Annotated in this window: 22 protein-coding genes; 18 read left to right on the top strand and 4 right to left on the bottom strand. The window is 60.4% G+C overall.

What is annotated here, in order from left to right:
• Window positions 1-18: 18 nt before the first annotated feature.
• From treZ to GIV26_RS27210, 12 genes are all read left to right on the top strand, one after another.
• Window positions 19-1,764: a malto-oligosyltrehalose trehalohydrolase gene (gene treZ, locus GIV26_RS04645; protein WP_236279571.1), complete on the top strand. Its 1,746-nt coding sequence runs from the start codon at window positions 19-21 to the stop codon at window positions 1,762-1,764.
• Window positions 1,761-3,845, top strand: coding sequence for a 4-alpha-glucanotransferase (gene malQ / locus GIV26_RS04640; protein ID WP_236279570.1), 2,085 nt, complete (start codon window positions 1,761-1,763; stop codon window positions 3,843-3,845). Before treZ ends, malQ begins: the two co-directional genes overlap by 4 nt.
• Window positions 3,842-6,592, top strand: coding sequence for a malto-oligosyltrehalose synthase (locus GIV26_RS04635; RefSeq protein ID WP_236279569.1), 2,751 nt, complete (start codon window positions 3,842-3,844; stop codon window positions 6,590-6,592). The genes malQ and GIV26_RS04635 overlap by 4 nt, the downstream gene beginning before the upstream one ends.
• A 23-nt stretch (window positions 6,593-6,615) precedes the next feature.
• On the top strand, window positions 6,616-6,885 hold the full coding sequence (locus GIV26_RS04630) for a DUF2934 domain-containing protein (protein WP_003191595.1): 270 nt from the start codon (window positions 6,616-6,618) through the stop codon (window positions 6,883-6,885).
• A 121-nt stretch (window positions 6,886-7,006) separates the two neighbouring features.
• A complete protein-coding gene (glgX, locus tag GIV26_RS04625) occupies window positions 7,007-9,166 on the top strand; it encodes a glycogen debranching protein GlgX (RefSeq protein WP_054897376.1) in 2,160 nt (719 codons plus the stop codon).
• A 1-nt stretch (window position 9,167) separates the two neighbouring features.
• On the top strand, window positions 9,168-10,166 hold the full coding sequence (locus GIV26_RS04620; protein WP_236279568.1) for an acyl-CoA dehydrogenase family protein: 999 nt from the start codon (window positions 9,168-9,170) through the stop codon (window positions 10,164-10,166).
• The gene (locus GIV26_RS04615) at window positions 10,163-10,921 is read left to right on the top strand and encodes a PIG-L deacetylase family protein (protein ID WP_054897374.1); all 759 of its coding nucleotides are present in this window, start codon (window positions 10,163-10,165) and stop codon (window positions 10,919-10,921) included. Before GIV26_RS04620 ends, GIV26_RS04615 begins: the two co-directional genes overlap by 4 nt.
• Complete coding sequence (locus tag GIV26_RS04610; RefSeq protein ID WP_054919219.1) at window positions 10,918-11,517, top strand: SAM-dependent methyltransferase; 600 nt, start codon at window positions 10,918-10,920, stop codon at window positions 11,515-11,517. Before GIV26_RS04615 ends, GIV26_RS04610 begins: the two co-directional genes overlap by 4 nt.
• A complete protein-coding gene (locus GIV26_RS04605; protein ID WP_236279567.1) occupies window positions 11,514-12,173 on the top strand; it encodes a glycosyltransferase in 660 nt (219 codons plus the stop codon). Before GIV26_RS04610 ends, GIV26_RS04605 begins: the two co-directional genes overlap by 4 nt.
• A gap of 288 nt (window positions 12,174-12,461) precedes the next feature.
• Entirely contained in the window at window positions 12,462-13,223 is a 762-nt protein-coding gene (locus GIV26_RS04600) for a PIG-L deacetylase family protein (RefSeq protein WP_236279566.1), read from the top strand.
• A gap of 212 nt (window positions 13,224-13,435) precedes the next feature.
• On the top strand, window positions 13,436-15,589 hold the full coding sequence (locus GIV26_RS04595) for a TonB-dependent siderophore receptor (protein WP_089041785.1): 2,154 nt from the start codon (window positions 13,436-13,438) through the stop codon (window positions 15,587-15,589).
• A 184-nt stretch (window positions 15,590-15,773) separates the two neighbouring features.
• The gene (locus GIV26_RS27210; RefSeq protein WP_096142907.1) at window positions 15,774-17,261 is read left to right on the top strand and encodes a methyl-accepting chemotaxis protein; all 1,488 of its coding nucleotides are present in this window, start codon (window positions 15,774-15,776) and stop codon (window positions 17,259-17,261) included.
• Between the two features lie 57 nt (window positions 17,262-17,318).
• Here the strand turns inward: GIV26_RS27210 and GIV26_RS04585 are convergent, their stop codons facing one another.
• Both GIV26_RS04585 and GIV26_RS04580 read right to left on the bottom strand, forming a co-directional pair.
• A complete protein-coding gene (locus GIV26_RS04585; protein ID WP_054919234.1) occupies window positions 17,319-18,224 on the bottom strand; it encodes a LysR family transcriptional regulator in 906 nt (301 codons plus the stop codon).
• Between the two features lie 68 nt (window positions 18,225-18,292).
• Complete coding sequence (locus GIV26_RS04580; protein WP_236279565.1) at window positions 18,293-19,066, bottom strand: SDR family oxidoreductase; 774 nt, start codon at window positions 19,064-19,066, stop codon at window positions 18,293-18,295.
• A 184-nt stretch (window positions 19,067-19,250) separates the two neighbouring features.
• Here GIV26_RS04580 and GIV26_RS04575 point away from each other — a divergent pair, with 184 nt between their 5' ends.
• The 3 genes from GIV26_RS04575 to GIV26_RS04565 all read left to right on the top strand — a co-directional run bounded on the left by GIV26_RS04575 (window position 19,251) and on the right by GIV26_RS04565 (window position 20,601).
• A complete protein-coding gene (locus tag GIV26_RS04575) occupies window positions 19,251-19,604 on the top strand; it encodes a VOC family protein (protein WP_236279564.1) in 354 nt (117 codons plus the stop codon).
• 51 nt (window positions 19,605-19,655) lie between these two features.
• Window positions 19,656-19,904, top strand: a complete 249-nt coding sequence (locus GIV26_RS04570) for a DUF6429 family protein (RefSeq protein WP_003191615.1) — start codon at window positions 19,656-19,658, stop codon at window positions 19,902-19,904.
• A gap of 76 nt (window positions 19,905-19,980) precedes the next feature.
• On the top strand, window positions 19,981-20,601 hold the full coding sequence (locus GIV26_RS04565; RefSeq protein WP_236279563.1) for a LysE family translocator: 621 nt from the start codon (window positions 19,981-19,983) through the stop codon (window positions 20,599-20,601).
• 222 nt (window positions 20,602-20,823) lie between these two features.
• Here the strand turns inward: GIV26_RS04565 and GIV26_RS04560 are convergent, their stop codons facing one another.
• The gene (locus GIV26_RS04560; RefSeq protein WP_236279562.1) at window positions 20,824-21,339 is read right to left on the bottom strand and encodes a GNAT family N-acetyltransferase; all 516 of its coding nucleotides are present in this window, start codon (window positions 21,337-21,339) and stop codon (window positions 20,824-20,826) included.
• Between the two features lie 259 nt (window positions 21,340-21,598).
• Window positions 21,599-22,813, bottom strand: coding sequence for an aldose 1-epimerase family protein (locus GIV26_RS04555; RefSeq protein ID WP_236279561.1), 1,215 nt, complete (start codon window positions 22,811-22,813; stop codon window positions 21,599-21,601).
• Between the two features lie 480 nt (window positions 22,814-23,293).
• Between GIV26_RS04555 and GIV26_RS04550 the strand changes: the two genes are divergently transcribed.
• The 3 genes from GIV26_RS04550 to GIV26_RS04540 are packed head-to-tail and all read left to right on the top strand — an operon-like array spanning window position 23,294 to window position 25,111.
• Window positions 23,294-23,563 (top strand): hypothetical protein, encoded by a 270-nt coding sequence (locus GIV26_RS04550; protein WP_072446388.1) that lies wholly within the window; start codon window positions 23,294-23,296, stop codon window positions 23,561-23,563.
• A gap of 10 nt (window positions 23,564-23,573) precedes the next feature.
• Window positions 23,574-24,158 (top strand): hypothetical protein, encoded by a 585-nt coding sequence (locus GIV26_RS04545; protein ID WP_236279560.1) that lies wholly within the window; start codon window positions 23,574-23,576, stop codon window positions 24,156-24,158.
• Entirely contained in the window at window positions 24,155-25,111 is a 957-nt protein-coding gene (locus tag GIV26_RS04540; RefSeq protein WP_236279559.1) for a DUF6895 family protein, read from the top strand. Before GIV26_RS04545 ends, GIV26_RS04540 begins: the two co-directional genes overlap by 4 nt.
• The last annotated feature ends 83 nt before the right edge of the window (window positions 25,112-25,194 follow it).

The following is a 25,194-nucleotide window of genomic DNA, read 5'->3' as shown; positions in this document are numbered from 1 at the left end:
TAAGGGAGGTCTTCATAGATGCCGTCAAGGACTCTGGAAACCTGGCCCCACGGCGCAATCATGCTGGACGCGCACCGCACGCGCTTTGCGTTATGGGCGCCAGACGCATTTTATGTCAGCGTTGAATTGGAACAGGGTAAAACCATCGTCATGCTGCCCCAGGCCGGTGGTTGGTTTGAAGTCGAAATCGCGTGCCCTGCCGGCACGCTTTACCGTTTTAACATCGATGGCGAAAACACAGTGCCCGACCCCGCCTCCAGGGCCCAGGCGCTGGACGTGCATGGGTGGAGCCGAGTAGTCGACCCCCTCGCCTATGAATGGCGCCACAGCCAGTGGCAGGGTCGCCCGTGGCACACGGCGGTGATTTACGAGCTCCATGTCGGCGCCATGGGCGGCTACGCTGCCGTCGAGAAACACCTGGCACGCCTGGCCGAACTAGGCGTCACCGCGATTGAATTGATGCCTTTGGCGCAATTTCCCGGCGAACGCAATTGGGGCTATGACGGCGTGCTGCCCTATGCGCCCCACGCTACCTACGGCACTCCCGAGCAACTCAAGCAGCTGATCGACAGTGCCCACGGCCACGGTTTGGCCGTGATCCTCGATGTGGTCTACAACCACTTCGGCCCCGACGGCAATTACCTGGGCCAGTACGCCCAGGGGTTCTTCCAGGAGGACGTGCACACACCCTGGGGCGCCGGCATTGATTTCGAGCGCCGTGAAGTGCGGGATTTCTTCCTCGATAACGCCTTGATGTGGCTGCTCGAATACCGCTTCGACGGCCTGCGCCTGGATGCCGTGCACGCCATCGACAACCCTGGGTTTCTGCAGGAACTGGCACAACGGGTACGCCAGCAGGTGGACGGCGGGCGCCACGTGTGGCTGATGCTGGAAAACGAACTGAACCAGGCCAGCCTGTTGCAGCACGACTTCGACGCCCAATGGAATGACGACTTTCATAACGTGCTGCACGTGCTGCTCACCGGTGAAACCGACGCCTACTACAGCGACTTTGCCGAGCAGCCTACCGCCAAGCTGGCGCGCTGCCTGGCCGAGGGGTTCATCTACCAGGGCGAGACGACACGCCATGGCCATGCGCGCGGCGAACCCAGTGCGGATCTGCCCCCCAGCGCCTTCGTCGCGTTCCTGCAGAACCACGACCAGGTCGGCAACCGCGCCCTCGGCGAACGCCTGCACCGGCTGTGTTCGCCCCAGGCACTGAGCGCCGCGACCGCCCTACTGTTGCTGTGCCCCATGATCCCGATGTTGTTCATGGGCGACGAGGTGAATGCCGCCGAGCCGTTCCTGTTTTTCACCGACCATCATGGCGAACTGGCCGAGGCGGTGCGTGAAGGCCGGCGCAATGAATTTGCCGACTTCGCGGCGTTTCACGACCCCGAGCAACGCCAGCGCATCCCCGACCCCAACGCGCTGCAAACCTTTTTGCAATCGATGCCCTCCTTCGTCGAGAACGACCACACCCAGCTCTACCGTCACCTGCTGAGCCTGCGTCACGTGCACGTGGTGCCACACTTGCCCGGCACCGTCGCCCTGGGCGCGCACGTGCTGGGTGACCATGCCGTCACCGCGCGCTGGCGCCTGGGCAACGGCCGTGTGCTGCAGATCGACCTGAACCTGAGTGAACAGCCCCTGGATCATCCGGCACCCCACCCGATTATTTTCCAAACGCCTGCCCCGCAAGGTGCGCACTTACTGCCCTTGAGCGCACGCGTTTGCTTATCCCCTGTTGGAGACATTCTTTGAGCGAAGCGAACCTGGAAATTCTCGCCAGCCGCGCGGGCCTGGCCGTCGATTGGATCGATGCCAACGGTCGCCCGCAACATGTAAAGCCTGATGCCCTGCGCGCCGTCCTCAAAGGGCTGGGGCACCCGGCCGACAGCGATGCCGAGATCGACGCGAGCCTGCTGCAACTTGAGCAGGCGCAGCAGGACCGGCACCTGCCGCCCTTGATGACCACCGACAGCGGTGCGGGCCTGGACCTGGCACGCTATTTCGCCCCGGACACCCCGTGTCGCGTCAGCCTGGAAGGCGGCGAAACCCTGGAGCTGCGCCTGGACGGCGAGGCCGTATTGCCCGGCGTGATTGCCCTCGGCTACCACCAGGTGCATATCGACGGGCAAACCTTCACCCTGGCCGTCGCGCCCAGCCACTGCTACAGCGTGGCCGACGCGGTCGACAGCCAACCCGCTCGCGCCTGGGGCCTGAGCGCCCAACTCTATGCCTTGCGCCGCCTGGGCGATGGCGGTTTTGGCGACACCCTGGCCCTGGAGCACCTGGTGCGTTCCGCCGCCGAGCGCGGCGCCGACGCCGTGGCAATCAGCCCGATGCACGCGATGTTCAGCGCCGACACTGAGCGTTTCAGCCCCTATTCACCCTCCAGCCGCCTGTTTCTCAACAGCCTGTATGCTTCGCCGGCGTGCATACTCGGTGAACGTGAGGTGCGCAACGCCATCGAAGCTGCCGGGTTGGCCGAGGAGCTGCATGCCCTGGAACAGCTCACGCTAATCGACTGGCCGGCCGCCGCCAAAGCCAAGCAACGCCTGCTGCGCTCACTGTATGAAGACTTCCGCCACGGCGCGCATCCCCAGCATGCCGACTTTCAAAGCTTCCGCCAGGCCGGCGGCGAAGCCCTGGAAAACCACTGCCGCTTCGAAGCCATACAGGCCCAGCGTGCCGCCGCGGGTGAGGACCTGGATTGGCGCCAATGGCCCGAAGCCTGGCGTACGCCACAGAGCCCGTCCCTGGCGCAGTTCGCTGAGGACAACCGCCACGAAATCGGCTATTTCGCCTTCACCCAATGGCTGATTGCCCGCAGCCTTGAGCGCGCACAACAGGCCGCCCGTGGCAGCGGCATGGGCATCGGCCTGATCGCCGACCTGGCGGTGGGCGCCGACGGCGGCGGCAGCCAGGCCTGGAGTCGCCAGGATGAACTGCTGGCCGACCTCACCGTCGGCGCGCCACCGGACATTCTCAACCGCGCAGGCCAAGGCTGGGGCATCTCTGCCTTTTCCCCTGAGGGCCTCAAGCGCAATGGCTATCGCGCCTTTATCGAAATGCTGCGGGCCAACTTCGCCCATGCCGGCGGCTTGCGCATCGACCATGTGATGGGCCTGCAACGCCTGTGGGTGATCCCTCTGGGCGCGTCCCCCCGTGAAGGTGCCTACTTGTATTACCCGGTGGACGACCTGCTGCGTTTGCTCGCCCTGGAATCGCACCGCCACCAGGCCATCGTCCTCGGTGAAGACCTGGGCACCGTGCCCGAAGGCCTGCGCGAAAAGCTCAGCGCCCGTTCGATCCTGGGCATGCGTGTGCTGCTGTTCGAACAGAACCATGACGGCCAGTTCAAGCCCATCCTCGATTGGCCCGACAACGCCTTGGCCACCACCAGTACCCACGACTTGCCGACCCTCAATGGCTGGTGGCACAGCCGCGATATCGAATGGAATATCCAGCTGGGCCTGATCGATGCGCCCACCGTAGACCAATGGAGCGAACACCGCCTGCGCGAACGCCAGGCACTGCGCCAAGCCTTGAGCCAGGACCCGCAGAACTTCATCGACGAGATCCGCAACGACACCGACCATATGATCGACGCCAGCGTGCGCTACCTGGGCCATACCCGTGCGCCACTGGTGTTGTTGCCCTTGGAAGATGCATTGGGCATCGAGGAGCAAGCCAACCTGCCGGGCACCCTCGACACCCACCCCAATTGGCGCCGACGCTTGCCCGGCGAAGCCGCCAGCCTGCTCGACAATGACAGCGCGGCGCGTCGCCTCGAACTGCTGGCCGTGGCGCGCAACCAAGCCTATGAGCGTGACCGATGAACGCACTGCCCCTGCGCGCCACCCAGCGCCTGCAATTTCATAAAGATTTTACCCTCGATGACGCGGTGCCACTGGTGCCGTACTTTGCCCAACTGGGCATCAGCCACCTGTATGCTTCACCACTGTTAAGCGCCCGCGCCGGCTCCATGCACGGCTACGATGTGGTCGACCCGACCCGCGTCAACCCGGAACTGGGGGGCGAAGCGGCGTTGCGTCGCCTGGTCGCCGCGCTGCGTGAGCACGACATGGGTTTGATCCTCGATATCGTCTCCAACCATATGGCCGTGGGCGGCGCGGATAACCCTTGGTGGCTGGACCTGCTGGAATGGGGCCGCCTGAGCCCCTATAGCGAGTTCTTCGACATCCAGTGGCACTCCCCCGACCCCCTGCTCAAGGGCCAGTTGCTGATGCCCTTCCTCGGCAGCGATTACGGCGAAGCCTTGCAGAACGGCACGCTGGCGCTCAAGTTCGATGCCGCCCAGGGGAGTTTCTACGTCGAGCATTACGAACACCGTTTTCCGATTTGCCCCAGGGACTACGGCTTGATTCTGGGTAGTGACGAGTTACTCAAATCGGTGGCCGAACGTTTCGCCGCCCTCGCCTATCAGCACGACGCCTACGCCGAGGCCACCGAGCTCAAACAAGCCCTGGCCGAACGCGCCAGCGAGCTGCGACCCGCTATTGAACAACGCCTGATCGCATTCGACAGTCGCCAGCCCGAGGGTTTCGAGCGCCTGCATCACCTGCTCGAACAACAGACCTATCGCCTGGCCAGTTGGCGCACAGCCGCAGACGACATCAACTGGCGGCGTTTTTTCGACGTCAATGAGCTCGGCGGCCTTCGGGTCGAACGCGCGGCGGTGTTCGAAGCCACCCATGGCAAGATTTTCGAGCTGATCAGCGCGGGGCTGGTCGACGGGCTGCGCATCGACCATATCGATGGCCTGGCCGACCCGCGTGGCTATTGCCGCAAATTGCGCCGCCGCGTAGACGCGCTGTCACCCCAGCGCCACTTGCCCATCTTTGTCGAAAAGATCCTTGGCGAAGGTGAAACCCTGCGTGAAGACTGGCAGGTAGATGGCACCACCGGCTACGAGTTCATGAACCAGTTGTCATTGCTGCAACACCAGCCCGAAGGTTTTGCACCGCTGGCCGAGATGTGGACGCGTCACAGCGAGCGGCCCTCAGCCTTCGGCGAAGAAGCGCGGCTGGCGCGCCAGCAGATCCTCAATGGTTCGTTGGGCGGCGACTTCGAAAGCGTAGCCCAGGCGCTACTACAAGTGGCCCGCGATGACGTGATGACCCGCGACCTGACCCTGGGTGCCATCCGCCGGGCCTTGCAGGAACTGATCGTGCATTTCCCGGTGTACCGCACCTATATCAGCGCCAAGGGCCGCAGTGCGGCCGACGACAAGGTGTTCCAGCACGCCATGGAGGGTGCACGCAGTACCCTCAACGAAGGCGACTGGCCGGTGCTCGACCACCTGGAGCAATGGTTGGGTGGCCAGCCCTGGCGCAATCGCCCGGTAGGCCGCGCGCGCAAGATGCTCAAGCATGCCTGCGTGCGCTTCCAGCAACTGACCTCGCCCGCCGCCGCCAAGGCTGTGGAAGACACCGCGTTCTACCGTTCGGCGGTGTTGTTGTCGCGCAACGATGTGGGCTTCAGCACCGAGCAATTCAGTGCGCCGTTGGCAGATTTCCATGCGGCCAATCAACAGCGCCTGAAGACCTTTCCCGGCAACCTGCTGGCCACCGCCACCCACGACCACAAACGCGGGGAAGACACCCGTGCGCGCCTGGCGGTGCTCAGCGAGTGCGCACCCTGGTATGCCGAACAGGTCGAGCAATGGCGCCGTCTGGCAGAACCCCTGCGCGAGAGCGCCGACAGCCCCTCGGCTGGCGATGAGTTGATTCTCTATCAGGTGCTGCTCGGCAGTTGGCCGCTGGAACCCAACCCCGATCTGGAGGCGTACCAGCAACGCCTGTGGCAGTGGCAGCAAAAAGCCCTGCGCGAGGCCAAGTTGCAGAGCAGTTGGAGCGCGCCCAACGAGGCTTACGAACAGGCGGCGGAAGCGTTCCTCAAGCGCCTGCTGCTCAGTGAGGCCGGTGCGCCGCTGCGCAGTGCGTTGGACAGCGCTGCGCAGGCCATCGCCCCCGCCGGCGCCCTGAATGGGCTGGCGCAAACCTTGCTTCATCTGACCGTGCCTGGTGTGCCGGATATTTACCAGGGCGATGAGTTCTGGGACTTCAGCCTGGTCGATCCGGACAACCGGCGCCCGGTGGACTTCGCTGCGCGGCAACGTGCCTTGCAGGCACCACCGGACATCGGCGAACTGTTGTTCAACTGGCGCGACGGGCGTATCAAACAGGCAGTGATCGCCCAGGTACTGGGCCTGCGTAAAGCCTGCCCCGAGCTGCTGCGCCATGGCAGCTATACGCCTTTGGAAGTGACGGGCCAGTACGCTGAGCGCGTGGTTGCGTTCTACCGTGAACATCAAGGCAAGCAGTTACTGGTGGTGGTGCCGCGTTGGTCTTATCCGTTGCTTGAAAACGGGATGTTTCCCCAGATCAATGCGCAGGTTTGGGGCGATACGCGGGTGAAATTACCGTTCGCCGCCCCTGCACAAAACTGGAAGGGACTTTTTCAAACGGGCGTAGTCACACCCAACAAGGAGCTGTTGATCAGCGCTGCCCTGGGGGATCTCCCGGTCAATGTCTTTATCAATCCTGATAATCAAGAAAGCTGAAAATTTTCTGTGAGGAGTTTGTGATGAGTAAAGAAGACAAACGCATTCGCGAACTGGCGCATCAGATCTGGGAGTCTGAAGGCAAGCCCGATGGCGCCCACGATCGCCACTGGGAGATGGCGCGCAAGCTGGCGGAAGCCGAGGCGCTGACGCCGAGCAAGCCTAAACCGGCCGCCAAGCCGAAAACCGCGCCCAAGGCTGCGGCAAAGCCCAAACCTGCTGCGCCTGCCGCCGCCAAACCTGCGGCGAAGAAACCCGCCGCCCCGAAGAAGCCCAAACCGCCCGCCCCATGATTTCTCGGGCCTGCAGCACGCATTGCGCGCTGCAGGCCCTTTTCCGTCCAAGCCATGCGCTGAAGCACCGTCAGTACGGCGGCGTTCGGCCCGAAAAAAGACCTTTTGCAGGAGCAACTCGATGAGCAAACCCGACAACACCACAGCGACGCCGGTTCATGAGCCGTCGCGGATCCGTGAAGGTTTGCCCTTCCCCCTCGGCGCCACCTGGGATGGCCTGGGTGTTAATTTTGCGCTGTTTTCCGCCAACGCCACCAAGGTGGAGCTGTGCCTGTTTGACGATACCGGCGAGGTCGAACTGGAGCGCATCGAACTGCCCGAATACACCGACGAGATCTTCCACGGCTACCTGCCCGATGCTCACCCCGGGCTGATTTACGGCTACCGCGTATACGGTGCCTATGACCCGGCCAACGGTCATCGTTTCAACCACAACAAGCTGCTGATCGACCCCTACGCCAAGCAACTGGTGGGCGAACTCAAATGGTCCGAAGCGCTGTTTGGCTACACCATCGGCCACCCGGACGACGACCTCAGTTTCGATGAACGCGACAGTGCGCCCTTCGTGCCCAAGTGCAAGGTCATCGACCCGGCGCACACCTGGGGCAACGACCAACCGGTACGGGTGCCGTGGGACCGCACGATCATCTACGAAACCCACCTGCGCGGCATCAGCATGCGTCATCCTTCGGTCGGCGAGTCGGTGCGGGGCACCTGCGCCGGTCTGATGGAAGATGACGTGCTCAAGCATATTCGCCAACTGGGCATTTCCTCGGTCGAGCTGCTGCCCGTGCACGCCTTCGTCAACGACCAGCATCTGCTGGAAAAGGGCATGACCAACTACTGGGGCTACAACAGCATCGCGTTCTTCGCCCCTGACCCGCGCTACCTGGCCAGCGGCAAGATCGCCGAATTCAAGGAGATGGTCGCGCACCTGCATGAGCAGAAGCTGGAAGTGATTCTGGACGTGGTCTACAACCACACCGCCGAAGGCAACGAGCGCGGCCCGACCCTGTCCATGCGTGGCATCGACAACGCCTCCTACTACCGGCTGATGCCCGACGACAAGCGTTTCTACATCAACGATTCCGGCACCGGCAACACCCTGGATCTGAGCCACCCGTGCGTGCTGCAAATGGTCACCGACTCCCTGCGCTACTGGGCCACCGAGATGCATGTGGACGGCTTCCGCTTCGACCTGGCGACCATCCTCGGGCGCTACCGCGACGGGTTCGATGAGCGCCACAGTTTCCTCGTGGCGTGCCGCCAGGACCCGGTGCTGCGCCAGTTGAAACTCATCGCCGAACCCTGGGACTGCGGCCCCGGTGGCTACCAGGTGGGCAACTTCCCACCAGGCTGGGTGGAATGGAACGACCGCTTCCGCGACACCGTGCGTGCTTTCTGGAAAGGCGACGACGGCCAACTCGCAGACTTCGCCGGGCGCATGACCGCCTCGGGCGAGATGTTCAATCACCGCGGGCGCAGACCGTACAGCTCGGTGAACTTCATCACCGCCCACGACGGCTTCACCCTGCACGACCTGGTGTCGTACAACGACAAACATAACGAGGCCAATGACGAGAACAACCAGGACGGCAGCAATAACAACCTGTCCTGGAACCACGGCGTCGAAGGCCCTACCGACGACCCGGAGATCAACGCGCTGCGCCTGCGCCAGATGCGCAACTTCTTCGCCACTTTGCTGCTGGCCCAGGGCACGCCAATGATCGTCGCCGGGGACGAGTTCGCTCGCACTCAGCACGGCAACAACAACGCCTATTGCCAGGACAGCGAGATCGGCTGGGTCAACTGGGACCTGGACGATGACGGCAAGGCCCTGCTCAAGTTCGTCAAGCGCCTGATCAAGCTGCGCCTGGCGTACCCGATCCTGCGGCGTGGGCGCTTCCTGGTGGGCGACTACAACGAAGACATCGGCGTGAAGGACGTCACCTGGCTGGCGCCGGATGGCAACGAAATGACTACCGAGCAATGGGAAGACAGCCAGGGCCGCTGCCTGGGCATGTTGATGGATGGCCGCGCCCAGGAAACCGGGATTCGTCGTGCCGGGGCCGACGCCACGTTGCTGCTGGTGGTCAACGCCCATCACGACCTGGTCAATTTCCGCCTGCCGCCGGTGCCGGAGGGCGAGTTCTGGACATGCCTGCTCGACACCAACGACCCGGCTGTGCGTGGCCAGGAACGCTTTGATTTCGAGCATGAGTACGCGGTCACCGCTCGCTCGCTGCTGCTGTTTGAACTGCAGCACGAAGGCGAGGTGTGAAATGGCGTTGCACGGTTTCCTTCAGGGCTACCGGGGCTATGCCGACACGCAAGCCCTGGGTAATGCCCTGAGGGCCCTTCAAGAAGAAGGCCTTGATCAACTGCCGTTGCCGGGCAGCGGCCAGACCCTGTCCCGCTTGAGCCAATTGGCCCAGGTGGCCGGGCATGACTTGCGCCTGTGCAAGTTGTTCGAAGGCCATACCGATGCCCTGGCGATCATTGCCGAACTCGACAGCCCCTTGCCGCCGCTGGGCAGCACCTGGGGCATGTGGGCGGCCGAGCCGCCGACTGCCAAGGTGCGTGTGCGTCGCGACGGCCAGCGGCTGCTCGTCGAGGGGCGCAAGGCCTGGTGTTCCGGTGCGGCGGTGGTCAGCCATGGTTTGCTGACAGCCTGGGACGAAGAGGACCGCCAGCAGTTGGTGGCCGTGGCGATGGATCAACCGGGCATCACGGTGACGGATGAGGGTTGGAAGGCGGTGGGCATGGCGGCGACCGGTAGCGTCGACATCCTGTTCAGCGCCGCCAGGGGAATTGCCGTGGGCGGCCCAGGCGACTATCTGTCCCGTCCGGGCTTCTGGCACGGTGGGATCGGCATTGCCGCGTGCTGGTACGGCGCGGCGCAACGCCTGGGTGAAGTGCTGCGCGCCCAATGTGCCAAGCGTGCGGAGCCCCATGCACTGGCCCACCTCGGCGCGGTCGACAGCGCCTTGAACAGCGCCGCCTGCGTGTTACGCGCCAGCGCCGCGCAGATCGACCGCCAGCCTCGCGCCGATGCGCGACAACTGGCGCAACAGACGCGCGCCTGTATCGAGGACACCGTCGAGCAAGTGATCCAGCATGTGGGCCGTGCGGTCGGCGCCGGGCCGTATTGCAAGGACCCGCACTTTGCCCAGTTGATGGCCGATTTACCGGTATATGTGCGGCAAAGTCATGCCGAACGCGACTTGGCCGCCCTCGGTGAACAGGTCGCCGGCGAGCCCACAGGGAGATGGGCGCTATGAGGCCCAATCCGATTGTTGGCCAGGGCACGCCGTTGAGTCACTGGCAAAACAGCGCACGATTGGCCGAATTGCAGCACATCAGTGTGGCGCAGTTGGTGCCGCCTGGGCATCGAGCGGTGATCGTCGCCCCGCATCCGGATGACGAGGTGCTGGGCAGTGGTGGACTGCTGCAAGGGCTGGCTGCGCTGGATCGCCCTATCCAGTTGATCTCCGTCACCGATGGCAGCGCCAGCCACCCTGGCTCCCGGCGCTGGCCAGTGGAGCGTCTGAGTGTGGTGCGTCCGCAGGAATCGGCCCAGGCTTTGCACCGCCTTGGCTTGCCGCTGCACAGTTTGAAATGGCTGCGCGGCGGGTTTGCCGACAGCCATGTGGCCGAGCGCGAAGCCCAGCTCTGCGAATTTATCCAGCGCCACCTCAAGCCTAACGATGTGGTGTTCGCCACGTGGTGCGAGGATGGGCATTGCGACCATGAAGCTGTGGGCCGCGCCAGCGCCAAGGCAGCCAAGGCCGTCGGTGCAGTGCTGTGTGAACTACCGGTGTGGACCTGGCACTGGGCCACCGCCGAAGACCACAAGGTGCCCTGGCATCGGGCGCGCAAGATTCCGCTGACCGCCGAGCAAGTAGCACGCAAACGCCATGCGATCCACGCCTTCGCCAGCCAGTTGGAGGGCGACCCGCAAATCGGTTTGCCTGCGGTGCTGGCGCCCTATGTGGTGGAGCGCTTGCTGCAACCTTTTGAGATGGTGTTCGTATGAGTGTGGCAACCCCCTACTTCGACCAGTTGTTTGCGGGTAATGACGACCCTTGGGCTTTTCGTCAGCGCTGGTACGAACAACGCAAGCGCGCCCTGACCTTGGCCATGCTGACGCGGCCGCGCTATGCGTCGATATTCGAGCCGGGTTGTGCCAACGGTGAACTGAGTGCCGAGCTGGCCCCGCGTTGTGAACGCCTGCTGTGTTGCGACACTGCAACTGCGGCGGTACGGTTGGCACAAGCGCGACTGGAGTGTTTTCCTCATGCCCGGGTGGAGCAGCGTCGCCTGCCGGAACAATGGCCCGGCGGGCAATTCGAGCTGATCGTATTGAGTGAGCTTTGTTATTACCTCGATGCAGGTGATTTTAATCGTCTGATCGATTGCGCACTCGCCGCCTTGACCGCTGACGGGCAAATCCTGGCCTGTCATTGGCGAGTGCCCATTGACGGTTGCCCACAAACCGCCGAACAGGTGCACGCCGTGCTGCAACAGCGGCTGGGTGTAGCACCGTTGGTGCAGTACCAGGACCCGGATTTCCTGCTCGACCTGTGGAGCCTGGATGGCACCTCGGTCGCTCGCCATGAGGGTTTACGATGATCGGTATTCTGATCCCGGCACATAACGAAGAAGCCCTGTTGGATGATTGCCTGAGGGCTGCGCGGATCGCCGCCAACCACCCGGGCTTGCTGGGTGAAGCGGTACAGATTCTGGTAGTACTCGACAGTTGCAGCGATGCCAGCGCGGCGATTGCCCAGGCCCACCAGGTGCATTGCCTGCACGTGCAGGCGCGCAATGTCGGCCACGCCCGCGGCGTGGGTGCACGGTACTTGCTGGAGCAAGGCGCGCGGTGGATTTCCTGCACCGACGCCGACAGCCGTGTCGCCCCTGACTGGCTGGTGGCCCAACTGGCCCAAGGCTGCGACGCGGTGTGTGGAACAGTCACCGTGGACACCTGGAGCGAAGGCTTCGACCCTGCCGCGCAGATTCGCTATCAGCAGGCCTACCACGCCCGCGATGGGCATCGGCATATCCACGGTGCCAACCTGGGCGTGAGTGCCCGCGCCTACGTAGAGGCCGGTGGGTTTGAACCGCTGGAATGCCACGAGGATGTACAACTGGTACGTGAATTGGAGCGTTGCGGCGCCTCCATTGCCTGGAGCCATGCACCGCAGGTGGTGACCAGTGCGCGGTTGGATTGCCGGGCTGAGGGTGGGTTTGGTGATTACTTGAAGAGCTTGATGCGGGCTGGGTGAAAACAAAATCGCAGGCAAGCCAGCTCCCACAGGGATCCGTGCCAGGCGCAGATATTGTGGGCAACATAGACCCCTGTGGGAGCTGGCTTGCCTGCGATGACGTCAGCCCAGCAAACATCGCATCAAAGTTGTGCAGATACCCATGCCTGTCTATGCTCCTAACGCCTTGCATGGCATTCCTTGATTGGCATGCCGCGCACTCACCCAGCGGAGCCTGCGGTGAAGACAAGAGCGTCGTCCCGTCAACGGGGTACGACCCGGTATCAACCGACAAGGATGTGACACCCCATGAAGCCTGCCTCCTTAAGCGAAGGCCGTCGCGGCCCCGTGCAAATCTGGAACAGTGCGCCGCAGTTGGCGCAAACCCCCATCATCTCCCTGAACACCTTGGTACCACCCGGTGCTCGCGTCGTGGTAATCGCACCTCATCCTGGCGATGAAGTGCTGGCGTGCGGCGGTTTGCTGCAACTGCTCAGCACCCGCGAGCATCCGCTGCAATTGATCTCCATCACCGATGGCAGCGCCAGCCATCCCGGCTCTCAGGTATGGCCGGCCAGCCGCTTGAGCGTGGTGCGCCCCCAGGAAAGTGCCGAGGCCCTACGGCGATTGGGTATGCCCTTGCACAGCCTGAAATGGATTCGTGGCGGGTTTTGTGATGACGCACTGGCCGCCCGTGAACAGCCCATGAGCCAATTCATCGCGCGCTACCTGCAACCTGGCGACGTGGTGTTTACCACCTGGCGCAACGACGGCAATGACGACCATGACGCCGTCGGCCGCGCGAGTGCCAAGGCGTGCAGCCTGGTAGGTGCGCAACTGTATGAACTGCCGATCTGGGCCTGGCATTGGCCGGCCCGGGAAAGCGCGATAATGCCCTGGCAACGTGCACGCAAGGTCCGCCTGGACACCTGGACCGTCGCGCGCAAGCTGCACGCCGCCCATGCCTACGCCAGCCAGTTGGTGGGTGACCCACAAATTGGCTTACCGCCGATGCTCGCGCAGATATTGCTGGAGCGCATGCGCGAGCCCTACGAAATCCTGTTCACCTGAACACCACCCTGTAGGAGCGAGCTTTCTCGCGAAAAACCTCAACGATAACGCGGGTTTCCGGAATCAACGCGGCGCCTGTGAGTCTTTCGCGAGCAAGCTCGCTCCTACAGAGTTTGGACTTTTCCCTACAGACTCAATCTGTCAGACTGATGCGAATAATTATCAACAGATTTACTATTCGCCACGGAAGGCACTTGGGGAGCCCTACTTTCATGTCTGTGCAACAACGCGGCGGCAACGTTTTTACACCCAGTCTGATGGCAATCACTATCGCGCTAGCAACCTCCAATGCGGCCATTGCCGCCGACGCCGAAGCACCGGCCACCATCGAGCTGGGCGCTACCCAGGTCTCGGGCCAACAGCTTGGCGCAACCACCGAAGGCAGCGAGTCGTACACCACCGGCTCGATGAAGACCGCGACCAAACTGCCGCTGACCTTGCGCGAAACCCCGCAGGCCGTCACCGTGATCACGCGCCAGCGCATGGATGACCAGGCCATGACCAGCATCAACGACGTGGTCAACGCCACGCCGGGGCTGTTCCTCAATTACTCCAACGGCCCTGGGCGACAAGCCTTCACCGCACGCGGTTTCGATATCGACAACCTCATGTATGACGGTATCCCCAGCGGCTACAACGGTGCGTCGGTAGGCGCCCAGCCGAACCTGGCAATGTTCGACCGCGTCGAAGTGGTGCGCGGCGCTACCGGCCTGGTAACCGGCGCAGGCAACCCTTCGGCCGCCATCAACCTGATCCGCAAGCGGCCACTGGATGAGCAGAAAGTTACCCTCACCGGCGCCGTCGGCAGCTGGGACGATTACCGTGGCGAGCTCGACGCCTCCAGCCCGCTCAATGACAGTGGCACCTGGCGCGGCCGCGTCGTCACCTCTTACCGCGATGCCAACAGTTTTATCGACAAGGCCGAGCAGGATCATGGCCTGTTCTATGCCGTCACCGAAGCCGACCTGAGCGAAGACACCACCCTGACCCTCGGTTACTCGAACCAGAAGGACAAGACCAACTACTTCTGGGGCGCTTCGATGGTCGGCCTGGATGGGCGCCACCTGGGCCTGTCGCGCTCCTATAACCCAGGCACCGATTGGGAGAACAAGGACCAGGAAATCAACACCGTGTTCGCTGAGCTGCGCCAGCGCCTGGCCAACGACTGGAGCCTGCAGGTCAACGCCAACTATGCCGAACAGAACGCCTTGTTCTCCGGCTCCTACCAATCGCGCTGGACCAACGACACCCTCGCCCGCACGGTGTACCAGGCCAGCTACGATGAAAACCAGGCCGGGCTCGACGCCTTTGCCAGCGGCCCGTTCGAGGCGTTCGGCCGTACCCATGAACTGGTGGTGGGCGCCAGCAAGCGCATCTACGACATGACCACCCACAACTACAGCCCCTACGACCTCAACTGGCCGATCAATGCGGGCAAGCCGAACTTCACCCGCACCAACAACGTTCGCGAAGTCACCACCCAGGACGGTTTCTACCTGACCAGCCGCCTGAGCCTGGCCGACCCGCTGAAGCTGATCCTCGGCGCTCGTCTGGACTGGTACGACTACGACAACCGTGATGCCGCCGGCGACTACAAGGTCACCCGCAACCTCACCCGCTACGCCGGCCTGATCTACGATCTGGACGACCAGCATTCGGTTTATGTGAGTTACAGCGACATCTTCACGCCGCAAAAAGACAAGAGCACAGCCGGCACTCCGCTCAAACCCATCGTCGGTAAAAATTATGAGGTGGGCGTCAAAGGCGAATACTTCGGTGGCACATTGAATGCCAGCGTAGCGCTGTTCCGTGTCGACCAGGAAAACCGCGCCGTGGCCGTGGTGGTGCCCAACTGCCCGCAGGCGTCCTGTGCCGAGGCCTCGGGCGAAATCCGCAGCCAGGGTATCGACTTCGAGTTGCAAGGCGCCTTGACCGAAAACTGGCAGGTCGGCGGCGGCTATACCTATGCGCGCACCCACACCATCAAGGACGACGCCAACCCGCAGAAGGTCAACAAGCAGTTCGACACCGACATCCCGGAACATCTGTTCAAAGTGACCACCCGCTACAACTTCCAGGGCCCGCTGGAAAAACTCCGGGTCGGCGGCAATATCTCCTGGCAGAGCCGCATGTACAACGACATCAAGCTAGCGGATGGCAGCAACTACCGGCTTCAGCAAGGCGGCTACGCCGTCACTGACTTGATGGCGGGTTACCGGGTCAATCAACACCTGGACTTGCAGCTCAACGCCAACAACATCTTCGATCGCCACTACTACCAGTCCATCTCCAACGATGTGGACTATGGTGGCGACTCCTATGGCAGCCCCCGCAATATGATGCTGACCGCCAAATACAGTTTCTGAGCCCCATGCCCACCTCGGCTGCCCGCTCGGGCAGCCGCTCTTAAAGTCCCACGCCCGCAGGCCGATAACGCGTGGGTAACCGGCAACAATCCTGAATATCTGCTTGACTCCACAGCGGCGCGCCTGTGTGGCACACCGCGTGCTTGCTTGACCTCGACGCCCCCCTCTCATGGAGTAAGAGTGAATGCCCGTCCGTTTTCAAGAGCACTACCGCAAGGCCGACCGCATCATGCTGGCATTGATCTGGCTGATGTTCCTGTTCTCCCTCGGCCTGGCGTTCTGGCACGACACCCTCATGCAGGCCGTGATCGTCGGTGGGGGCACCGGCGTGGTGCTCACGGCGCTGTATCGCGTCATCGGCGGCACCCGCGTGATGCGCTGTGCACTGGGCGCCGGCTTGATGGTGATGGCGGCGTTGCACATCAACCAGGCACACGGGGTGATCGAATCCCACTTCGGCATTTTCGCGCTGTTGGCGGTGCTGACCTTCTACCGTGACTGGCTGCCGATTTTGGTGGCGGCACTGACCATCGCGGTGCATCACGTGGTGTTCCATGCCTTACAGCACCAGGGTTTTCCTGTATTTGTGATGGAGCATCACGGCGGCTGGACGATGGTGTTCGTCCACGCCTTCTATGTGGTGATGGAGACCGTCGCCCTGCTCTACCTGGCCGTCCATAGCCAGGCCGAAGCGGTGGAGAGCCAGGAAATGCTGGAGAAGATGCTCGCCGTTACCTCGCAGTTCACGGTGGAAACCGCTCAAGGTGAAGGCAAGGCCCACGTGTCCCTCGCCAAGCGGTTCGACCACTTCCTGCAGCAACTCACCCACCTGATCGACGGCGTCGCCCGCGACTCCCATGGCCTGGGCCAGCTCGGCCAGGAACTGGCCAGTGCGAGCGGCACCCTGGAAAAAGGCGCACGGCATCAACTGGCGCAGATCGGCGAAATGACCGGTTCGATGCAGCGCATGGAAGACGCCATGGGCCACATTACGGTGCAGGTCGAACAGGCAGTGGAACATGCAGGCCAGGCCAGCCAGCAGATTGTGCGCGGCCAGGAAAGCGTCGGCCGCGCCCAACATGAAATCAGCCAATTGGCCTCGCGCATCAACGGCACGGAATCGACCGTGGAATCCCTGGCGGTGCAGGCAGAGCAAATCGGCTCGGTGCTGGAAGTGATCAGCAGCATCGCCAACCAGACCAACCTGCTAGCCCTCAACGCCGCCATCGAGGCCGCCCGCGCCGGCGAGCAAGGCCGTGGCTTTGCCGTGGTGGCCGATGAAGTGCGCAGCCTGGCCCAGCGCACCGCCCTCTCCACCCAGGAAATCAAGAGCATCATCGAGGGCCTGCAACACGGCAGCCGCCAAGCCGTCGAAGCCATGCACGCCAGCCGCGAAGGCGTAGAGCGCTGCGTGGCAGACAGCCAAGTGGCCGTGGACATGCTACGGGCTGTGGGCGAGGACATCGCGCACATCGACCAACTCAACGGCCACATCGTCACCACCACCCGCGAGCAGACCTCGGCAAACCTGGAGATCGTCGAGCGCTTGCAGTCGGTGCAAAGCATCGCCCAGAACACCGCCGACGACGTCGAGACGCTCGCCCGCAGCAGCGAACGCCTGCCACCGATCGCGGTGCGGCTGGATGCGTTGGGGCGCAGGTTTCATCCTTGAGACCAACCCGGAACATGGCGAGTCAGAGAGAACAGGTGGGCATACCGCTGGAGTGCATCAAGGCTCCAGATGCGGAGCCATCAAGGCGGCAAACCAATCGATGAACGCGCCAAGGCGACGAGAGCGTTGGCGGCGAGTCGGGTACAGGACTGAAACGCACATGGGGGCCGGCCGATAGGCCGCCATCACCTCCACCAATTCGCCGCTGTCCAATAAATGCTGAACATCGAACAACGGCACCTGAATCAAACCGAGCCCTGCACAGCATCCTGCGATATAGCTTTCGGCATTATTGACCACCACACGGCTGGGCATCATGACAGCCTGCGCGGTGCCATCGACGCAATATTCCCAGGCCGTTTCCTGGCCGCCTGCGCTCGTGCTGTAGCCGATACAGACATGCCGGTTTTGCAGATCGCAAGGCTGTGTGGGCACCCCGAATTCCGCCAAGTAGGCGGGGCTCGCGCAATTGACCAGCAACACCTTGCCCAACGGTTTCACCACCAGGCTGCTGTTCTGCGGGGTGCCAAAACGAATGACACAGTCCACGCCTTCCTGTACCAGATCAATGGCGCGATCGGTGGAGCCCAGGCCGAGTTGGAGCCCAGGGTAGCGGCGGAGAAACTCGGCCAACGCAGGCATCACCAGGCGCCGCGCTATGCGGCTGGGCACGTCCACTTCCAGACGGCCCATGACCTGTTCCTGATGGCTGTTAAACAGTTGGTCGATATCATCGATGTCCAGCAAGACCTGGCGCGCCTTCAGCAGTAACTGGGTGCCATCGGCGGTCAGGGAGACCTTACGGGTTGTCCGGTGCAGCAGTCGAGTGCCAGCATTGGCCTCCAGCTGTTGAATGGCGGCCGACACGCTCGCGCGTGGCAGCCTCATCAGCCGTGCCGCTTGTATGAAACTGCCAAGCTCTGCGACCTGAACGAAGACGCGGTACTGTTCGATTCTATCCATGGGCTCTCAATGCTCGGGGGGCACGGATCGATCGGCGCTCACCACGTCTGCGCCTGCGCGTTGACCGTTTACTTGGTGGTGTAGCCGCCATTAATCAAAATTGTCTGGCCAGTCACCCACCAGCCGCCACTCACCAGGTTACGGATGAACGGGACCACATCCTCGATATCTGTCAGGCCCGTGCGCGAGAACGGCGACAGCGCGGCAGCCGTCTTGTGGTAACTGACCGCATCCTCACCTTCGGCCGGGTAGAAGAACGGCGTGTCCATCGGCCCCGGCCCTACTGCCGTGACCGAAATACCTCGAACGCCCAGCTCCTTCGCCGCCGCTCGCGTAAATTGCTCTACCGGCGCCTTGCTGCCGGCATATGCAGCGTAAAAGGGCGTGAAAGCGCCCAGCAGTGAAGTGACAATAGTGCAGATCTTGCCATTGTCATTGAGGTGCTTGCCGGCTTCCTTGATAAAAAAGAACGCAGTCTTGGAATTGACGGCCATCATCTCGTCGTACTCCGCCTCCGTGATTTCAGCCATTGGCTTTTTCAGCACCTTGCCCACGGTATTGATCGCGATGTCCGGCCTGCCGACTGCCGCGACGGCATCGTTGAAGAGTTTTTCCATCGCTCCCGCCGTGGTCAGGTCTGCTTGCAAGGCCACAGCCTTCGCGCCTAGCGCCTCAATTGCGGTGACGGTTGCGTTCGCGTCAGCCTGGCTGGAATCGCTGTTGTAGTGCACGACCACAGCCTTGGCGCCATGCTTGGCCAGATCGCGGGCGATCAACCCGCCGAGGTTCTTCGCACCACCTGCGATCAGTGCAACCTTGCCATTGATTGAATGATTAGGCATGACAACATTCCTTTAATTGGGAGAAGTACGCCGCCATTCTAGAGTGACCCTCGACAAAGATAAGCACACCTTGGCTGGATGCAGTGTCCAGAGATATTGCCTAATCACAAAGGCCCTATCGGTGAATGAAAAGGATGTGAGGTACGCTACACTCCGGCCTTGCACACCGGCCAAGGAAGCCCCCATGAGTACTCGTGGCAGAGACCGACAGATCGACAATATCGAATTCAACGTAAGCGACATTGCCCGCAGCAAAGCCTTCTACGGCGCTGCATTCGGCTGGACTTTCGTCGATTACGGCCCCACCTACAGCGAGTTCAGCGATGGCCGGCTCACGGGTGGTTTCACCACCGGCGAGCCTGTGCGACCGGGCGGCCCCTTGGTTATCGTGTACGCAGATGACTTGGACAGTGTGCAGCAGCGGCTTCAACTGCTGGGAGCGGTGATAACCCGCCAGACATTTTCGTTTCCTGGTGGCAGCCGGTTCCACTTTACCGATCCGGATGGGTATGAGTTAGCGGTGTGGAGTGCTGCGTGATGTTGAGCGTAAACTCAACAGGGTCTGTGTCACTCAAGCGGAGTACCCAATATGGAATACGACGAAAAACTGATTGAGGAAGCCGTACTTGCCCTGCTGACCACCTTCAGCTTTGATAACGGCAACTCATGGAAAGGCCACGACTTTCAAATAATGAACCGACTCCACGAGCAAGGTTTTATCAGTAATCCGGTGAACAAAAACAAATCCATTTGGTTGACGCAGGAAGGCTTGGAACGGGGCAGGCAAATTGCTGATCGGTTGTTTGGCGCGGCACCTGAAGCGCTCGCGGGGCCATAAGCCCAGCCACGGAGTGTTAAACCGCGCTTCATGCGTTTATCCTCAAGACTCCCCGACCTGCGAACCCGGAGCCGCCATGGACCTCGCCACCCTAGCCCTCTTCCTCCCCGCCTGCTTCGCCCTGAACATGGCCCCCGGCCCCAATAACCTGCTATCCGTGAGCAACGCTACCCGCTATGGCTACCGCAACTCCTGCCTCGCCGGTCTCGGCCGTCTGCTGGCCTTCGCCGGCATGATCGCCCTCGCGTCCGCTGGCTTGGCGGTGGTACTGCAAACCTCGGAGTTGTTGTTCTACGGGATCAAGATTCTCGGCGCGGCGTATCTGTTTTACCTGGCATATCAGCTATGGCGCGCAGACCCGCAGCAGCAGGTGGACACCGCGACGAGCAAGGTAGGCCTGTGGGCCTTGGCGCGGCAGGAGTTTCTGGTGGCGGCGGGCAACCCCAAAGCGATCCTGATCTTCACCGCCTTCCTCCCGCAATTCGTGGTGCCCGGCCAACCCATCACCGCGCAATTTGCCCTGCTGGGTGTGATGTTCCTGGCCTTGGAATGGGTGGCTATCAGCGCCTACGCCTATATGGGCCTGCATATGCGCCGCTGGTTTGCCGAGCCGAAGGGCAAGCGCCTGTTCAATCGCTGCTGCGCGGGTTTGTTGTCAGCGGCCGCGGCGGTGTTGTTGACTGCGCGTAAGGCATGAGTGAGGTGTGAATGCGCGTGTGAAGATGGCCGCCATCGGTATCCACCTACCTTCAGTACGACGCTGCACCTGTGGCGAGGGAGCTTGCTCCCGTGACGACCTGGCAGCCGACGCTGACATAACTGATGCCCCGCGATCCAAAGTGGGAGCTGGCTTGCCTGCGATGACGGCCTGGCAGCCGACAACGATCCCACTGATGCCCAAGTTGCGTAAATACCTAGGCTATCTCAACGGCAAACCATACCTCACCTCCACCAGCGCCACACCGCCCCTCTCAAGATGGCGCTCTGTCCCGGCCTCCTCGACGCACCCCGACCGGCGATAAAATCGAATCGCCCTTTCATTACCGGCCAAGACCCACAGCGTTAAACGCTCATAGCCTTGCGCCAACAGGTCCTGCAAGCCGGCATTCCACAAGCCCCGCCCGACGCCGGTGTGCCAATGCTCAGCGAGTACGTAGATGGCCATGACCTCACCTGCAGTGGCCTGCACGGCGTCTTCGTCACGGCTGGCGCCCACGGCTATCCAGCCAACCACCTGCTGGCCCACCTCGGCGACCCATACCATTGACCCACCCGAGGCAATCGAGCGTACCCAATGGGCTTCGCGCCTAGCCAGCGTTGCTGGCAATCCGCTCAGGAATTGGGCGGGCATCAGGTCACGGTAGGCGTCTTGCCAACTACTGATATGCACCTGGGCAATGGCGTTTGCGTCGGCGGGTAATGCCCTGCGAATCATGGAGATGCTCCTGAAATACGGTTATTTCAGTATGCATGCCCGTCGATGACAGAAAGCCCTGCGCTGAACAGGGCCCAATATCAATGCCAACCCCAATGTAGGAGCGAGCTTGCTCGCGAAGAACTTCAACGATAACGCGGGCTTCCTGAGTGAACGCGGCGCCTGTGGTTTTTTCGCGAGCAAGCTCGCTCCTACAGTTGCAGGGCGATTCCGGCGTCGATGAAGAACGCCGGGGCCCGCGTGAAGGCTCCAGCCAATGTCACCCCTTGGTCAGATCCACCAAAGGCGTCTGCCGCACCTCAGTCTCCCGCCCACCCTGAATCTCGCTGACCTGCTTCAAGGCCTTTTCAACAGCCGCCTTATCCGCCAACAAGCTGTAGCTGATACGGAACTGCTTATGTTCCTTCGCCCCGATCGTAGGCACCAGGTTCAATGGCCGCTGATAACGACGGTTGTACGAAAAACTCGTCCCCGGCTCCAACCCCGTGACATAGCCCTGCCCTTGGGTATCAGTGTTCTTCCACAGCGAAAACACCGGCAGTGTCTGCGTATTGAAGCCAACCGAAACCCCCAGGCTGCCGGCCTTGTTATGCAGCACGGTCAAGGTATCGCCCTTGGCATCGGCATACGGCACCACGTTGTAAACCGTTTCGTCATAGTCCTTGGTCGGTGCGCGATAGGTTTGCCAGTCGGCCAGTTCGCCCTTGGCCTTGTCGTTGAACGGCGACACCTGCTTCACCGGCGCAACGAACCGCGCGCCCTGCTCCAGGAACGGCGTGCTGAAATTACTGTGATACAGCGCCTGGTATTCCTTCGGATAATCGCCATTGTTGGTCAGCGTGTCGTTGAGAGCGAACACCACACTGCCGGGCTCGGTGACCAGTTCGGTCGCAACAGAGAAATCGACCTTCTTGAACGCCTGCTCTTTCAGCTCGCCGCGCAGGGTGATCGCGTACGGCGGTTTTTCATCGATATGCAGGGTGACTTTGCTCGCAGGAATATTGGCCGCCCGCCCGTGCAGGGTCAGCAGCTCGCCGTTGTCGATACCAGGGTGCCCGACCCATTCGTAGCCGCAGCGGGTGACCAGCTCATTGAAACCTTCCAACCATCCCAGACCACCGCGGCCATTGAGCTCGATGAAGGAAGGATTAACCACTTCCTTGACCGGCGAATCCCAGCCCATCCGCACATCGCCAACCGACGCCTGCAACACGTTCATGCCACGGGTCGGCACTACCGAGAGCTTCAACGTGCCGTTGTCGATATCCACGATGCTCACACCCTCCTGCCGACCGCCGTGCAAGGTGCGCAGGGTGACGCTGAAGGGCTTGTCGGTTTGGATGCCGAGTTGCTGGCTGGTGATTTGCCAGTTCTGGGCGGCTTTGTCGGTGTCGAGCAGCACGTAATCCCAGGCCATGGCGTGGGAGGCGGCAGAGAATGCGCTGAGGGCAACGAGGAGTTTTAGCGGGGTCATGGCGGTCGCCTTTATTGGAGTTGTTTGCGCTTTATAAACTCGATGAAACGTTTCAGCAAGCTTAAAAGACGCGACAGTGCGGGGAAAGGCCATGAAAAGGCGATGCGCTGCGGGCAGGCTGGAACGAAAACGCGAGTGGGCGGTGTATGAGCTTTGGTCCATCCGTGCCGGTTACAACCTTGCGTTGACTCATTGGCTGCAAACGGCCAATTGCAGACCATAGATAACCTGCTAGGCTTCGGGATGTGGCCAAAAGCCATATCGCTTTTCCTATTTCTGGCGCGACACATGAGACAGAGCAGGGAGTGATGCACAGGCAAGGAGCACAATCAGACACAGCACCGGAAAGCATTACACCACTTTTGCCGTCTATTTATAGTTAGAAACTCACATCTGAGCACGAAAGGAGCGCTGCGAACAAAATTCAAAAACAAGCCAAAGACGAACCAATCAACTGAAATCCAGCCAAAGGATCTCAAAATGAAATCGACGACCGTCTCAGCTACACCCAAAATCAGACTCACTGGAGACACAGGCACAGCGATTGAAGTGGATATTTCAAATCTAAATGCTACCCCTGATCAAAAGATAGCGCTTGAAAAGCTTCTGTCCTCTGGAGATTTAAACTCACTTGACCAATCTGAGCGAGATCTAATAAAGGATCTAAAGGCCTACGTTGGACTTGGAACAATAACGCCTCAATTCTTGGTTAGATTCGATACAACATGGGTAAAAATCGACGAAATTTAACGTAAGCGTGGTGAAATTGAACTATAAGATATTGTTATCAGGCATCGGGAGCATTCAAGCCTTTTTAAGAGCTGAATCAATTTCAGCCAAGGAAGCATTGAATGTTTCCCTTTTCTCCCTTGATATTCTTGCAGCATACAAACTCGAAGAGATAGTCGCCCCGAAGGAGATACTGTCATGCCTAGCCGATTATAGTGAAGTATTTTTAACAAATACACCGAGCGCAGATTTTATTAAGTCCGTCATAAAAAATTACCCACAAAAGCCCCCATCAATACATAGAGATATAAGTGAATCCAATTGCACTGAAGAGCTATTCAAGTATGAAATAATTTTCAACGAAAACACCACGGATTCATTTGCAATCAAACCGTGTGAAGAGTTGGTGCTCTCACTTTCTTCACGAGATTTATTCAAATCAATATTTTGGGTTCATGCTGCCTTATCCGCGAAACGCGAACTGAGTGAGACGGAAGCTCTCTCGATAAAGCAAGCAGTTAATTACATAAACATAACGGCCGAGTCAATGGCTGATGCAAAATTGAAGTGGTGGCTAAAAATGGCCAATCTAGTGCCGCATAGGGAGCGCATATGAACATTGAAAAAAATGTGGAGGCGGTGCTAAAGCTAATTAACTGGGTAGTAGCCAATCGAGATAATTTTTCCCACAAGTTAGGCAAAAAAACTGATGAGCAGCTTATTCTGCTTAAGCCAATTGGTGAGCTCGCTCTTTGCTGCGACCTAATGATCCGAGGAAATTTGCATTCCGTAGCAGCGAGAGAGTTGCTAGAGTGGGCTTGGCTAGAGCTCGACTCTGGCGACTTCCTCAAGTTGGCGCTAATCAGTCGCCCAGGACTAATGATGATTAGCTCTCTTTACGCAACATTTTATCGAAACAACATAAAAAACGAATCCCTAGGGCGATTGATAAAAAACTTCTCAGAGTCAGAGTTCTCAAAATCCATTCAATACCCTTACTGGCGCCGCCTGGATCTAAATAGGGCATTGTGCGACCTGGAAGTGTTTGAAAGCTTAAACTACTCGCCTGATCTTACGTGGTCATATCATCGCCCAGAGCCATGGATCATCGAAAATGATTCAGCCTATGCGCTAACTCACGAAGTTTTCTACATAACAAACTTTGGCGCATCACCTGACTCTCTAACACCAGCAACCACCAGCTACATAAGAACCTGGCTGCCTGCCTGGAAGAGAATTTTTCTTGGTGACAACAACCTTGATATATTTACCGAGCTGTTAATGGTTTCCCTATGCATAGGAAAGCCTTACAACGAGCTAGTTAGCTTCAAAATAATTGCTGAATCAATAAGCCCATCAGGGTTCTTGCCTGGCCCGGAAAATGGAGGCAAGAGCCTACTTTCCGGTATCAGGGATGAAGGTAGGTCAATTTTTCTTCAAAACTATCACACTACATTAGTTGGCATAATGGCGTTTAGTCTACTTGAGTCAGCATGCCCCACCAGAGAACTTCTAACCACCGGCTCAACGTGGTTGGATAACATGGGCGTTAGTAACCAAGAAGGTTAGCGGGTTCGAACGATCAATCACCCCAATCTAATGGTCCCTTTTGGCCGAAATCCGCCGGTCAGCCCCCTCCTCCCCAAAAATCC

It is taken from the genome of Pseudomonas sp. PA-1-3F (assembly GCF_021609665.1).
Lineage (GTDB): Bacteria > Pseudomonadota > Gammaproteobacteria > Pseudomonadales > Pseudomonadaceae > Aquipseudomonas > Aquipseudomonas paracarnis.
The sequence above is the reverse complement of the archived record's forward strand: the minus strand, read 5'-3'. Positions and strand labels throughout refer to the sequence as shown.

Coding starts and splice junctions, on each gene's coding strand:
- GIV26_RS27210 (WP_096142907.1), top strand. CDS start 15,774: ATGCCCGTCCGTTTTCAAGAGCACTACCGCAAGGCCGACCGCATCATG.
- treZ (WP_236279571.1), top strand. CDS start 19: ATGCCGTCAAGGACTCTGGAAACCTGGCCCCACGGCGCAATCATGCTG.
- GIV26_RS04635 (WP_236279569.1), top strand. CDS start 3,842: ATGAACGCACTGCCCCTGCGCGCCACCCAGCGCCTGCAATTTCATAAA.
- glgX (WP_054897376.1), top strand. CDS start 7,007: ATGAGCAAACCCGACAACACCACAGCGACGCCGGTTCATGAGCCGTCG.
- GIV26_RS04560 (WP_236279562.1), bottom strand. CDS start 21,339: ATGATTCGCAGGGCATTACCCGCCGACGCAAACGCCATTGCCCAGGTG.
- GIV26_RS04570 (WP_003191615.1), top strand. CDS start 19,656: ATGGAATACGACGAAAAACTGATTGAGGAAGCCGTACTTGCCCTGCTG.
- GIV26_RS04595 (WP_089041785.1), top strand. CDS start 13,436: ATGTCTGTGCAACAACGCGGCGGCAACGTTTTTACACCCAGTCTGATG.
- GIV26_RS04555 (WP_236279561.1), bottom strand. CDS start 22,813: ATGACCCCGCTAAAACTCCTCGTTGCCCTCAGCGCATTCTCTGCCGCC.
- GIV26_RS04565 (WP_236279563.1), top strand. CDS start 19,981: ATGGACCTCGCCACCCTAGCCCTCTTCCTCCCCGCCTGCTTCGCCCTG.
- GIV26_RS04575 (WP_236279564.1), top strand. CDS start 19,251: ATGAGTACTCGTGGCAGAGACCGACAGATCGACAATATCGAATTCAAC.
- GIV26_RS04540 (WP_236279559.1), top strand. CDS start 24,155: ATGAACATTGAAAAAAATGTGGAGGCGGTGCTAAAGCTAATTAACTGG.
- GIV26_RS04600 (WP_236279566.1), top strand. CDS start 12,462: ATGAAGCCTGCCTCCTTAAGCGAAGGCCGTCGCGGCCCCGTGCAAATC.
- GIV26_RS04610 (WP_054919219.1), top strand. CDS start 10,918: ATGAGTGTGGCAACCCCCTACTTCGACCAGTTGTTTGCGGGTAATGAC.
- GIV26_RS04580 (WP_236279565.1), bottom strand. CDS start 19,066: ATGCCTAATCATTCAATCAATGGCAAGGTTGCACTGATCGCAGGTGGT.
- GIV26_RS04585 (WP_054919234.1), bottom strand. CDS start 18,224: ATGGATAGAATCGAACAGTACCGCGTCTTCGTTCAGGTCGCAGAGCTT.
- GIV26_RS04630 (WP_003191595.1), top strand. CDS start 6,616: ATGAGTAAAGAAGACAAACGCATTCGCGAACTGGCGCATCAGATCTGG.
- GIV26_RS04615 (WP_054897374.1), top strand. CDS start 10,163: ATGAGGCCCAATCCGATTGTTGGCCAGGGCACGCCGTTGAGTCACTGG.
- GIV26_RS04550 (WP_072446388.1), top strand. CDS start 23,294: ATGAAATCGACGACCGTCTCAGCTACACCCAAAATCAGACTCACTGGA.
- GIV26_RS04605 (WP_236279567.1), top strand. CDS start 11,514: ATGATCGGTATTCTGATCCCGGCACATAACGAAGAAGCCCTGTTGGAT.
- GIV26_RS04620 (WP_236279568.1), top strand. CDS start 9,168: ATGGCGTTGCACGGTTTCCTTCAGGGCTACCGGGGCTATGCCGACACG.